Annotated in this window: 9 protein-coding genes and 1 pseudogene; 4 read left to right on the plus strand and 6 right to left on the minus strand. The window is 70.8% G+C overall.

The window, feature by feature from the left end:
- Positions 1-18: 18 nt before the first annotated feature.
- The 6 genes from ACFX43_RS16955 to ACFX43_RS16980 form a co-directional block, all read right to left on the minus strand.
- Entirely contained in the window at positions 19-1,140 is a 1,122-nt protein-coding gene (locus ACFX43_RS16955; RefSeq protein ID WP_378830171.1) for a glycerate kinase, read from the minus strand.
- Positions 1,140-1,991, minus strand: coding sequence for a sugar phosphate isomerase/epimerase family protein (locus tag ACFX43_RS16960; protein ID WP_378830174.1), 852 nt, complete (start codon positions 1,989-1,991; stop codon positions 1,140-1,142). The genes ACFX43_RS16955 and ACFX43_RS16960 overlap by 1 nt, the downstream gene beginning before the upstream one ends.
- Entirely contained in the window at positions 1,988-3,172 is a 1,185-nt protein-coding gene (locus ACFX43_RS16965) for a dihydrodipicolinate synthase family protein (RefSeq protein WP_378830176.1), read from the minus strand. Before ACFX43_RS16965 ends, ACFX43_RS16960 begins: the two co-directional genes overlap by 4 nt.
- Entirely contained in the window at positions 3,169-4,320 is a 1,152-nt protein-coding gene (locus tag ACFX43_RS16970) for a Gfo/Idh/MocA family protein (RefSeq protein ID WP_378830182.1), read from the minus strand. The genes ACFX43_RS16965 and ACFX43_RS16970 overlap by 4 nt, the downstream gene beginning before the upstream one ends.
- A gap of 113 nt (positions 4,321-4,433) precedes the next feature.
- A complete protein-coding gene (locus tag ACFX43_RS16975; protein ID WP_378830184.1) occupies positions 4,434-5,456 on the minus strand; it encodes a LacI family DNA-binding transcriptional regulator in 1,023 nt (340 codons plus the stop codon).
- A 61-nt stretch (positions 5,457-5,517) separates the two neighbouring features.
- Positions 5,518-6,564 carry a LacI family DNA-binding transcriptional regulator gene (locus ACFX43_RS16980; RefSeq protein ID WP_378830188.1) on the minus strand — a complete coding sequence of 349 codons (1,047 nt, stop codon included), beginning with the start codon at positions 6,562-6,564 and terminating at the stop codon, positions 5,518-5,520.
- A gap of 137 nt (positions 6,565-6,701) precedes the next feature.
- Here ACFX43_RS16980 and ACFX43_RS16985 point away from each other — a divergent pair, with 137 nt between their 5' ends.
- The 4 genes and pseudogenes from ACFX43_RS16985 to ACFX43_RS17000 all read left to right on the plus strand — a co-directional run.
- Positions 6,702-7,037, plus strand: a complete 336-nt coding sequence (locus tag ACFX43_RS16985; RefSeq protein ID WP_355020523.1) for an L-rhamnose mutarotase — start codon at positions 6,702-6,704, stop codon at positions 7,035-7,037.
- A gap of 260 nt (positions 7,038-7,297) precedes the next feature.
- Positions 7,298-8,467: an L-rhamnose isomerase gene (gene rhaI, locus ACFX43_RS16990; protein ID WP_378830193.1), complete on the plus strand. Its 1,170-nt coding sequence runs from the start codon at positions 7,298-7,300 to the stop codon at positions 8,465-8,467.
- Between the two features lie 20 nt (positions 8,468-8,487).
- Positions 8,488-10,518, plus strand: coding sequence for a bifunctional aldolase/short-chain dehydrogenase (locus tag ACFX43_RS16995; protein WP_378830194.1), 2,031 nt, complete (start codon positions 8,488-8,490; stop codon positions 10,516-10,518).
- Between the two features lie 53 nt (positions 10,519-10,571).
- Positions 10,572-11,816 (plus strand): annotated as a pseudogene (locus ACFX43_RS17000) (rhamnulokinase family protein); the annotation flags it as partial.
- Positions 11,817-11,954 lie beyond the last annotated feature (138 nt).

Here is an 11,954-nt window from a genome sequence, read left to right on the forward strand (position 1 = left end):
AGTGCTACGAACGACGTGTTACCCGAGTTCGCCGCCGAGCTGTGAGAGCAGCTCGGCGGCGTTCGTCATGCAGCGCTCGGGGTCGGGCTCGAGGTCGGTGAGCGCGCGCACCTCGGCGGCCCCCGCCTGCTCCGCCTCGATGGGGGAGAGGGTGGTGCGGCCGCAGACGACGACGGCGCGGATGCTCGCCTCGCGTGCGGCCTGGAGCACGCCCATCGGCGCCTTCCCGGACAGGGTCTGGTGGTCGAAGGAGCCTTCGCCGGTGACGACCAGGTCCGCGCCCACAATCGCCTCGGCGAAGCCCACGAGGCCGAGCAGCAGCTCGACGCCGCGCTCGACCCGCCCGCCGAGCACCGCGAGGGCGGCGAAGCCGACACCCCCGGCCGCTCCGGCGCCGGGAGCATCGACGATCTCGGCGTGATCGCGCCCGGTGGCCGCGGCGACCGTGGCTGCGTACGTCATGAGGGCTGTCTCGAGCAGTTCCCGGTCCGCGGGGCCGGCGCCCTTCTGCGCGGAGAAGGTGGCGACCGCCCCGCGGGGTCCGAGCAGTGGGTTGTCGACGTCGCAGGCGACCACGATCTCGGTCTCCTGGAGCCGAGGGTCGAGGCGCGAGAGGTCGATCTCCGCGAGGCTTCGGAGCGAGCCGCCGCCCTCGGCGATCTCTGCGCCGGAAGCGTCGAGGAGCCGCGCGCCGAGGGCGCGGAGCATTCCCGAGCCACCGTCATTGCTGGCACTACCGCCGAGGCCGATGACGACCGTGCTGGCACCACCCTCGACGGCGGCGAGCACGGCCTCACCGAGACCGCGGGAGGACGCGGTCAGCGGGGCGAGCCGGCCGGCGGGCAGCCGCAGCAGCCCGCAGGTGTCGGCGAGCTCGACGACTGCCAGGTCGCCGCGGACGGCGTAGTGCGCCGCCACCGGCTCGAGGGTCGGGCCGGCGACCTCGACCGACACCAGGTCGAAGCCGGCGCCGGCCAGGGCCGCCACGGTGCCGTCGCCGCCGTCGGCGATCGGCACGATGCGTACCTCTGTCTCGGGGTCCGCCGCGAGGATCCCGGCGGCCACCGCCTCGTCGACCTCGCGCGCCGTCAGGGAGCCCTTGAACTTGTCGCAGGCGATGACGACCCGACGAGCCGGCATCACAGGTGGGGGAGGACGAGGTCGCGGTAGCGCTGCGCCATGGTGGCGAGCACCTCGTCGGGGTCGCTGGCCCAGACCGCCTCGTTGAAGATCTCGACCTCGACATCGCCGGTGTAGCCGGTCGCGGCGACCATCCGCGTGATCGGCGCGAAGTCGATGACCCCGTCGCCCATCATCCCGCGTGCCAGCAGCGCGTCGGCGGGGATCGGCAGGTTGAAGTCGCAGACCTGGTACGCCGCGATCCGGCCCTCGGCGCCGGCCCGCTCGATCTGGGCCGCGATGTCCGGGTCCCAGAACACGTGGAAGGTGTCCACGACCACCGCGACCGCGTCGACCGGGTGCGGCGTGGCCAGATCGAGCGCCTGGCCGAGGGTAGAGATGACCGCGCGGTCGGCGACGTACATCGGGTGCAGCGGCTCCAGGACGAGCTTCACGCCGTGGTCACGTGCGTAAGGTGCCAGCTCGGCGAGCCGCTCGGCGACCCGCTCCCGGGCGCCGGCCAGATCCACATCGCCCTCGGGGAGGCCACCGACGACCATCACCAGCGCGTCGGTGCCGAGCGTCGCGGCCTCGTCGACCGCCCGCTTGTTGTCCTCGAGCGCGCAGGCGATCCCGGCCTCGTCGGATGCCGTCAGGAAGCCGCCGCGGCAGAGCGAGGAGACGCGGAGCCCGGCGTCGCGTACGAGCTTGGCGGCCTTCTCCAGCCCGGCCTCGTGCACGCGGTCGCGCCACAGCCCGAGGGCGGGGATGCCGGCGCGAGCGGCTCCGTCGACGGCCTCGGCGAGGGTCCAGGAGTTGGTGGTCTTGGTGTTGAGCGAGAGGCGTTCCAGCCCGGTGCTGCTGTCGGTCACTGGTCGACTCCTTGCACGGTGAGGAAGGCGCGCATGCGTGCGGCCGCGAGGTCCGGGCTGGTCAGCAGGCCGGCCGCATCCGCGAGCCGGAACACCTCGGCCAGATGGGGCACCGAGCGACCGGCGTGCAGGCCGCCGGCCATCGAGAAGCCGGGCTGGTGGCCGTTGAGCCAGGAGAGGAACGCGATCCCGGTCTTGTAGTAGTAGGTCGGCGCCTCGAAGATCTTGCGGCCGAGCGCCTGGGTGCTCTCCAGCAGTTGCTTGGCCGTCTCGGGATCACCCTCGTCGAGCGCCTGCAGCGCGGCCGAGGCGGCCGGGTAGATCGCGGCGAAGATGCCGAGCAGCGCGTGCGAGAACTCGCCCTCCGTGGTCCCCTCGCCGACGATCAGCTCGGGGTAGTTGAAGTCGTCCCCCGTGTAGAGCCGTACGCCGCCGGGCAGCGCCCGGCGCAGTCCGACCTCGTGCTCGGCGTCGAGGAGCGAGACCTTGACCCCGTCGACCTTGCCGGGACGGGCCCGGATGACGTCGAGGAAGGTCTCGGTCGCCTCTTCGACCGAGGAGGAGCCCCAGTAGCCCGCCAGCGCCGGGTCGAACATGTCGCCCAGCCAGTGCAGGATCACCGGGCTCTCGGCCTCGTCGAGAATGGTGGCGTAGACCTCGGCATAGTCCTCGGCGCTCCGGGCGACCCGGGCGAGCGCGCGCGAGGCCATCACGATCGTGGTCGCGCCGGTGTCGGCGACGACCTTCATCTGCTCGCGATAGGCGTCGACGACGGTGGCCAGGCCGGCCCTGCCCTCGGGGACGGCGTCGAGGGCGAGCTGGTCGGTGCCGGCGCCGCAGGCGATCGACCCACCCACGGCGGCCGCCTCGGCGGCGGAGCGGCGGATCAGCTCGGCCGCGGCGGTCCAGTCGACGCCCATGCCGCGCTGCGCGGTGTCCATCGCCTCGGCGACGCCGAGACCGTAGGACCACAGCTCGTGCCGGTAGGCCAAGGTGCGGTCCCAGTCGATGTCCGCGGGGGCGCCGGGCACGTTCTCGGCGAGCGCGCGGGGGACGACGTGGGCGGCGGCGTACGCGGTGCGGGAGGTGAACGGCGCACTCGGCTTCGTCCACTCCGTGGGGGCCGCGAGCGTGTAGAGCTCGGTGCCGCCGCCGGGCAGCGGGAGGCGTACTGAGGTCACAGCTGGATCTCTCCGAGCTCGATCCGACGGCCCTCGGTCGAGGAGGCGAGCCCGGCCTCGGCGAGCCTGACCCCGCGGACCCCCGCCATGAAGTCGTAGGGGTGGTCGCCGTCGCCCTCGACGTAGCGGATGAACTGCTCCCACTGGGCCTTGAAGCCGTTGTCGAAGGGCTGGTTGTCGGGCACCTCGGACCACTGCTCGCGGAACCGGATGCTCTCGACCAGGTCGGGGTTCCAGACCGGCTTCGGGGTCAGGTTGCGATCCTGGGCGACGCAGTGGTGCAGGCCGGCGACGGCGGAGCCGTGGGTGCCGTCGACGTGGAACTCGACCAGCTCGCCGCGGTTGACCCGGGTGGCCCACGAGGAGTTGATCTGCGCGACGATCCCGCCCTCGAGCTCGAAGATGCCATAGGCGGAGTCGTCGGCGGTGGCGGCGTAGGCGTTGCCCTTCTCGTCCCAGCGCTCGGGGATGTGGGTGACGACCTTGGCGGTGACGGCCTCGACCTTGCCGAAGAGGTTCTCCAGGACGTAGTTCCAGTGGGGGAACATGTCGGTGGTGATGCCGCCGCCGTCCTCCTTGCGGTAGTTCCAGCTCGGCCGCTGGGCGGGCTGCAGATCGCCCTCGAAGACCCAGTAGCCGAACTCGCCGCGCACGCTGAGGATGCGGCCGAAGAAGCCGGAGTCGACGAGCCGCTTCAGCTTGAGGAGGCCGGGTAGATAGAGCTTGTCGTGGACGACGCCGCTCTTCACGCCCGCGTCGGCCGCCAGACGCGCCAGGCGCAGCGAGCCCTCGACGTCGTCGGCGATCGGCTTCTCGGTGTAGACGTGCTTGCCGGCCGCGACCGCCTTGGTGATGGCGGCCTCGCGGACGTTGGTCAGCTGGGAGTCGAAGTAGACCGTGTCCTCGGCGTTGGCGAGGGCGTCGTCGAGGTCGGTGGTCCAACGGTCCAGGCCATGCTCCTTGGCGATGTCCTGGAGCTTCTCGGCATTGCGTCCTACCAGGACCGGGTCGGGCAGGATCCGGGTGCCGTCGGAGAGCTCGACACCGCCCTGCTCCTGGATCGCCAGGATGCTGCGCACCAGGTGCTGGCGGTAGCCCATGCGTCCGGTGACGCCGTTCATGATGATGCCGAGCCGTCGTGTGGCCATGTGAGGGTTCCTCGTCTGCTGGAATCGCGGGAAAGCGATGGGGGAAAGCGCTTTCCAATACGGTATGGCAAATGTGATGGCCGTCGCAAGAGGGGTGTTCCGTCAGACTGGGCTCAGGAGCGCGGGGGAGTGCTCTCCCGCAGCACGACCTCGCCGTGGACGGACCGCTTGCGTAGCTCCGCCGACGGCTTGCCGAGGACGAGCTCGAGCGCGAGCCGGCCGATGTCGGCCAGGGGGAGACGTACGGTGGTCAGCCCCGGTGTCACGTCGCGCAGCGTGGCGATGTCGTCGAAGCCGGCGACGGCCAGATCGGGCCCGACCTCGACGCCGGCCTGCCGGCAGGCGGCAAGGGCGCCGACCGCCATCAGGTCGTTGACCGCGAAGACGCAGTCCACCTTCGGGCCGTCATCGAGCAACCGGGTCATCGCCCGGCGTCCGCCGTCGCGGCTGAACTCGTCAGAGACGTACGCCGGCTCCGAGCCGGTCGCCTCCAACCACCCCTCCGCGAAGCCGGCGTGACGCTCGGCTGAGACCAGCAGGTCCTCGGGGCCGGTGAGCACCGCGGCGCGGCGGTAGCCGAGGCCGACCAGCCGCTCGGCCAGCGCCTTGGCGCCGCCGTGGTTGTCGATCACGACGGTGTCGACGGGCAGGCGCGGCTGGCTGATCGCGGCCGCCCGGCCGCCGCCGTCCAGGTAGGACGTCAGCAGGTCGGCGACCTCGCTGGTGTGGCGTACGTCGGCCGTGTCGCTTCCCGCCAGCACGATCGCCCGGCTGCGCTGGCGCCGCAGCGCGGCCAGGAACTTCTGCTCGCGCTCGGGCTGACCGCCGGTGTTGCAGAGCATCACCAGCAGGCCGTGCTTCTCGGCCTCGTCGGCGAGGCCGCCGGCGATGGTGGAGAAGTAGGGGTCGGAGATGTCCTTCACCAGGAGTCCGACAGTCTCGGTCGAGCCGCGCGCCATGGCCTGGGCGTTGGCGTTGGGCGTGTAGCCGAGCTTGTTCGCCGCGGCCAGGACCCGCTCCTGCAGCTCGGGGCGCACCACCCGGTCACTCCCGTTCAACGCGCGCGACGCGGTGGCCAGCGAGACCCCTGCCTCGCGGGCGACATCGCTCAGCGTCGCTGCGCGTTCTCCGGCCAACTGACTCTCCTTCGGCTTCCGATCCAGGAGCCTAAGGCATCAGCCGAAGACGTAGGCGCGGTCAGGAGGGGCGTCCGAGCGTGGAGGCGCGCGCGACGAGCTCGGGGGTGAAGACGACCTGCTCGTGCTGGTGGGCGGGGTCGCCGACCTCGTCGAGGAGCAGCTCGGCGGCTCGGCGGCCGAGGTCCTGGCGGGGCTGGCGTACGGAGGTGAGCGGGACGGCCGCCGCGGCGGCGAACTCGATGTCGTCGTAGCCGACGATCGCGAGGTCGCCGGGTACGGTCCGGCCGCTGGAGATCGTCTGCTGGAGCAGCCCGAGCGCGAGCAGGTCGTTGGCGCAGAACGCGGCTGTCGGGCGTCGCCGGGCGGACAGCCCGACGAGCCGCTCGCCGGCGGCGCGGCCACAGGCGACGGTCGGCGCCTCGCAGGAGAGCACCACCAGGTCCTCGGGCGGCAGCCCGGCCTCGGCCCAGGCCTGCCGGGCGCCCTCGCCACGGTCGCGGACCTGTCCGATCGACTCCGGCCCACCGACGTACGCCACCCGCTTGTGGCCGGCATCGATGAGGTGCTCGACGGCCAGCCGCCCGCCCAGGACGTCGTCGACGGCGACGGAGCAGAACGACGACCCGGCCCGGGTGCGGTCGACGATGACGACCGGGGTGCCCCGCTCGATCAGCTGGTCCAGCTGCGGATCGTCGGGGTCGACCGGGGTGATCAGGATGCCCTGGACCCGCTGCTGCTGTAGGTGGGCCAGGTGGGCGCCCTCGCGGGCCGAGCGGCCGTCGCTGTTGCACAGGAACAGCGAGAGCCCGGCAGCCTCGGCGGCCAGCTCGATGCCGCGGGCGACGTCGGTGAAGAACGGGTTGCCGGCGTCGAGCATGACGTAGGCCAGCGACTGGGTGCTGCCGGTGCGCAGCGAGCGCGCCGACTCGTTGCGTACGAAGCCGAGGTCGGCCATCGCGCGCTCGACTCGCTCGCGTGTCGTCCGGCTGACCCGGTCGGGGCGGTTGAGCACGTTGGACACCGTGCCGAGGGAGACGCCTGCGGTGGCCGCGACATCCTTGACCGAGGCGCTGCGCGGGGTACCCGCACCTGGGGTTATCGCCACCTGGGCTCCTTCCTGAAACGTTCAATCGCAGCATAGGCCGTGGGCGGCGCTGTGACGAGGAGGGACGCTACCGGGATTGACCGATGTCGGACATGCTCATTAGCGTCCGTGCGTAAATCGTTTCATCGGAGGTCGTCATGGAGCGCGTCTGCTTCCAGCTGCAGGTCAAGCCCGAGCGCATCGAGGAGTACAAGCGGCGCCACGCCGCCGTCTGGCCCGACATGCTCCAGGCACTCGCGGAGACCGGGTGGCACAACTACTCGCTGTTCCTCCGCCCCGACGGCCTCCTCATCGGCTACGTCGAGACCCCCTCCATCGAGGCTGCTCAGGCGGGGATGGCGGCCACCGAGGTCAACGCGCGCTGGCAGGCGGAGATGGCGGAGTTCTTCGAGGACCTCGACGGCGTCGCGCCCGACGAGGGCTTCCTCCGCCTCGAGGAGGTCTTCCATCTCGAGGACCAGCTCGGTCGCTGATTCACCCCGAGGAGTCAGTTCTCGACGCCGAGCGGTCAGTTTCTGACCTTGAGGCGTCGATTCCTGTACGCGGGAATGGGTCGGCGGCCAGGACTGACTTCTCGCAGCCAGGAACTGACGCCTCGCGGTCAGAAACTGACGCCTCGCGGTCGGCGCTGAAACGCAACGAAGTTCGCGCTGCTCTTGACGCACGTGACGTGCGCCACTAACGTCGGATGCGCGCTTTGAAACCTTTCAACCGCACACAGAGAGGCTCTCCGATGACGACGTTCGACCAGATCTCGGGCGACCTGGCCGCCCTTGAGATCGAGGTCCCCTCGTGGGCCTACGGAAACTCGGGGACCCGGTTCAAGGTCTTCGGCACCCCGGGCACACCGCGCACCCCCGAGGAGAAGGTCGCCGACGCGGCCACCGTCCACCGCTTCACCGGCCTGGCGCCGAGCGTCGCGCTGCACATCCCGTGGGACAGGGTCGAGGACTACGCGGCGCTGCGCAGCTACGCCGAGGACCAGGGGATCGCGCTCGGCACGATCAACTCCAACACCTTCCAGGACGACGACTACAAGCTCGGCGCGCTCACCCATGCCGATGCGAAGATCCGGCAGAAGGCGATCGACCACCACTTCGAGTGCATCGAGGTGATGAACGCGACCGGCTCGCGCGACCTGAAGATCTGGCTCGCCGAGGGGTCCAACTATCCCGGCCAGGCCGACATGCGCGGCCGCCAGGACCGGCTCGCCGAGTCGCTCGCGACCATCTACGAGCGCCTCGGTGAGGAGCAGCGCCTGGTGCTCGAGTACAAGTTCTTCGAGCCGGCGTTCTACCACACCGACGTCCCCGACTGGGGCACCTCGTTCGCCCAGGTCAGCGCCCTCGGCGACCGGGCCGTCGTGTGCCTCGACACCGGCCATCACGCGCCCGGCACCAACATCGAGTTCATCGTGATGCAGCTGCTGCGCCTGGGGAAGCTCGGCTCGTTCGACTTCAACAGCCGCTTCTACGCCGACGACGACCTGATCGTCGGTGCGGCCGACCCGTTCCAGCTCTTCCGGATCCTCGTCGAGGTGGTCCGTGGCGGCGGGTTCAAGCCCGTGGCCGAGGGCGGGGTCGCCTTCATGCTCGACCAGTGCCACAACATCGAGAAGAAGATCCCGGGCCAGATCCGGTCGGTGCTCAACGTCCAGGAGATGTCCGCACGGGCGCTCCTCCTCGACACCGATGCTCTCGCCCAGGCTCAGGAGGACGGCGACGTACTCCTGGCCAACGAGATCTTCATGGACGCCTTCTACACCGACGTACGCGCCGACCTCGGCGGGTGGCGTGAGGACCGTGGTCTGGCCGCGGACCCGATGCGCGCCTACCTCGCCAGCGGCTACCAGGAACAGATCGAAGCCGCCCGTGTCGGCGGCACCCAGGCCGGATGGCTGTGAACCAGATGGACGAGAATCAGATGACCACTGCAGAAGACCTGATCGCGCGCTCGAACCGACTCGGCGCGGATCCGAAGAACACCAACTACGCCGGCGGCAACACCTCCGCCAAGGGCACCGCGACCGACCCGGTGACGGGCCAGGACGTCGAGCTGCTCTGGGTGAAGGGCTCCGGCGGTGACCTCGGCACCCTCAAGGAGAGTGGCCTCGCCGTGCTCCGGCTCGACCGGATGCGCGCGCTCGTCGACGTCTACCCGGGCGTCGAGCGCGAGGACGAGATGGTCGCCGCGTTCGACTACTGCCTGCACGGCAAGGGCGGCGCGGCGCCGTCGATCGACACCGCGATGCACGGCCTGGTCGACGCCAAGCACGTCGACCACCTCCACCCCGACTCCGGCATCGCGATCGCGACCGCGGCCGACGGCGAGAACCTCACCGAGGAGATCTTCGGCGACCAGGTCGTCTGGGTGCCGTGGCGCCGTCCCGGCTTCCAGCTCGGTCTCGACATCGCCGAGATCAAGGCGAAGAACCCGCAGGCGGTCGGCTGCGTGCTGGGTGGTCACGGCATCACCGCGTGGGGTGACACGTCCGAGGAGGCCGAGAAGAACTCGCTGTGGATCATCGACACGGCGGCTGCCTACATCGAGGAGCACAGCAAGGCGGAGCCGTTCGGTCCCGCGCTCGAGGGCTACGCGGCCCTGCCGGAGGAGGAGCGGCGTACGAAGGCCGCTGCTCTCGCCCCCACGATCCGTGGCATCGCCTCTGCGGACCAGCCGATGGTCGGTCATTTCAACGACTCCGAGGTGGTCCTCGACTTCCTCGCCCACGAGGCTCACCCGCGCCTGGCCGAGCTCGGCACGTCCTGCCCCGACCACTTCCTGCGCACCAAGGTCAAGCCGCTGGTCCTCGACCTTCCGGCGAACGCGACCGTCGAGGAGTCGATCGCCCGCCTCAAGGAGCTCGCGGTCAGCTACCGCGCGGACTACCAGGCCTACTACGACCGGCACGCCGACCAGAACAGCCCCGCGATCCGCGGCAAGGACCCGCTCATCGTCCTCGTCCCCGGCGTCGGCATGTTCTCCTTCGGCAAGAACAAGCAGACCGCCCGGGTGGCGGGGGAGTTCTACGTCAACGCGATCAACGTGATGCGCGGTGCCGAGGGGCTCTCGACGTACGCCCCGATCGACGAGTCGGAGAAGTTCCGGATCGAGTACTGGGCGCTCGAGGAGGCCAAGCTCCAGCGGATGCCCGCCCCCAAGCCGCTCGCGACCAGGGTCGCCCTGGTCACCGGCGCCGCCTCCGGCATCGGCAAGGCCACCGCGAAGCGGCTCGCCGCCGAGGGTGCCTGCGTCGTGATCGCCGACCTCGACCTCGCCAAGGCCGAGACCGCGGCCGCCGAGATCGGTGGTCCTGACGTCGCCGTGGGCCTCGCCGCCGACGTCTCCGACGAGGCCGCGGTGCAGGCGATGTTCGACGCCGCGGTGCTCGCCTTCGGCGGTGTCGACCTGGTCGTCAACAACGCCGGCCTGTCGCTGTCGAAGTCGCTGCTGGAGACCACCGAACGCGACTGGGACCTCCAGCACGACGTGATGGCCAAGGGCTCGTTCCTGGTCTCCAAGGCTGCGGCGAAGGTGCTGATCGAGCAGGAGATGGGCGGCGACATCGTCTACATCTCCTCGAAGAACTCGCTCTTCGCCGGCCCCAACAACGTCGCGTACGGCGCGGCCAAGGCCGACCAGGCCCACCAGGTCCGGCTGCTGGCGGCCGAGCTCGGTGAGCACGGGATCAAGGTCAACGGCATCAACCCCGACGGCGTGGTCCAGGGCTCCGGCATCTTCGCCGGGGGCTGGGGCGCCAAGCGCGCCGAGGTCTACGGGGTCAAGGAGGAGGAGCTCGGCAAGTTCTACGCCCAGCGCACCCTGCTCAAGCGCGAGGTGCTCCCGGAGAACATCGCCAACGCCGTCTTCGTGCTCTGCGGCCCCGACCTGACCCACACCACCGGTCTGCACGTGCCGGTCGACGCCGGCGTCGCCGCCGCATTCTTGCGATGAGCCCTCATCTCCGGGTCGCGGCGGTCGACCTGGGCGCCACCTCCGGCCGGGTCATGTCCGGCCGGATCGGTGGCGACCGGGTCGAGATCGACCAGCTGCACCGCTTCCCGAACGGGGCGGTACGCGTCCGCGGCTCGCTCTTCTGGGACGTGCTCGGCATCCATCGCGAGGTGCTCACCGGCATCCGCGAGGTTGCCCGGACCGGACCGCTGCACGGCATCGGCATCGACTCCTGGGCCATCGACCACGGGCTGCTGGACCACGACGGCCAGCTCCTCGGGCAGGTCTTCAGCCACCGCGACGCCCGCGTCGAGGGGATCGCCGAGAAGGTGGTCGCCCAGATCGGCGGCGCCACGCTCTACCGCACCACCGGCATCCAGCAGCTCCCGTTCAACACGATCTACCAGCTGGTGGCGGCCCGCGGCACCACCGCGCTCGACGCCGCCGAGACGATGCTGCTGCTGCCGGACCTGCTCGGCTACTGGCTCACCGGTGCGATCGGCGCGGAGCGCACCAACGCCTCGACCACCCAGCTCTACGACGTACGACAGGGCGCCTGGGCGGTCGACCTGTGCCGGGAGCTCGGGATTCCCGAAGGGGTCCTCCCGCCCCTTCGGGACCCGGGCTCTCTCCTCGGCACGCTGCTGCCCGAGGTCGCTGACGAGCTGGGTGTCACCACCGACGTACCCGTGGTCGCGGTGGGGTCGCACGACACCGCCTCGGCGGTCGTCGGCGTCCCCGCGGCCACCGGCAGCAGCGGGGACTTCGCCTACATCTCCTCGGGCACCTGGTCGCTGGTCGGCCTCGAGCTCGACCAGCCGGTGCTGACCGAGGAGGCCCGGCTCGCCGACTTCACCAACGAGGTCGGCGTCGACGGCACCATCCGCTTCCTCAAGAACGTGATGGGCCTGTGGGTCCTGTCGGAGTCGCTGCGCTCGTGGAGCGAGCGGCGCTACCGGGGCGCCGAGCTTCGCTCGCTGCTCGCGGCGGCGGCGGAGCTCGAGCCGCTGCGTACGGTGGTCGACATCAACGATCCGCGGCTGCTCTTCCCGAGCACGTCGGCCGACCCGATGCCGGAGCGGATCGCCACGCTGGCCGAGGAGTCCGGCGAGGCGATCCCGCACTCGCCGGCCGCGATCACCCGCTGCATCCTCGACAGCCTCGCTGTCGCCTACCGTCGCCATGTCCGCACCGCCGCCGCCCTCGCGGGCACCTCGCCCGAGGTCGTCCACGTCGTCGGCGGCGGCTCTCAGAACGAGCTGCTCTGCCAGCTCACCGCGGACGCCTGCGGCCTGCCGGTGCTCGCCGGCCCGGTCGAGGCGGCCGCACTCGGAAACGTCCTGGTCCAGGGCAGGGCTCTCGGGGCCGACCTGCCTGACCTCCCCGCGATGCGGGACCTGGTCCGCCGCTCCTACGACGTACGCCGCTTCGAGCCG

Source organism: Nocardioides sp. YIM B13467 (genome assembly GCF_042788075.1).
Lineage (GTDB): Bacteria > Actinomycetota > Actinomycetes > Propionibacteriales > Nocardioidaceae > Nocardioides.

Excerpts from the sequence above, each read along its gene's own strand:
- ACFX43_RS16955 (WP_378830171.1), bottom strand. The coding sequence starts at position 1,140 with ATGCCGGCTCGTCGGGTCGTCATCGCCTGCGACAAGTTCAAGGGCTCC.
- ACFX43_RS16970 (WP_378830182.1), bottom strand. The coding sequence starts at position 4,320 with ATGGCCACACGACGGCTCGGCATCATCATGAACGGCGTCACCGGACGC.
- ACFX43_RS16985 (WP_355020523.1), top strand. The coding sequence starts at position 6,702 with ATGGAGCGCGTCTGCTTCCAGCTGCAGGTCAAGCCCGAGCGCATCGAG.
- rhaI (WP_378830193.1), top strand. The coding sequence starts at position 7,298 with ATGACGACGTTCGACCAGATCTCGGGCGACCTGGCCGCCCTTGAGATC.
- ACFX43_RS16995 (WP_378830194.1), top strand. The coding sequence starts at position 8,488 with ATGACCACTGCAGAAGACCTGATCGCGCGCTCGAACCGACTCGGCGCG.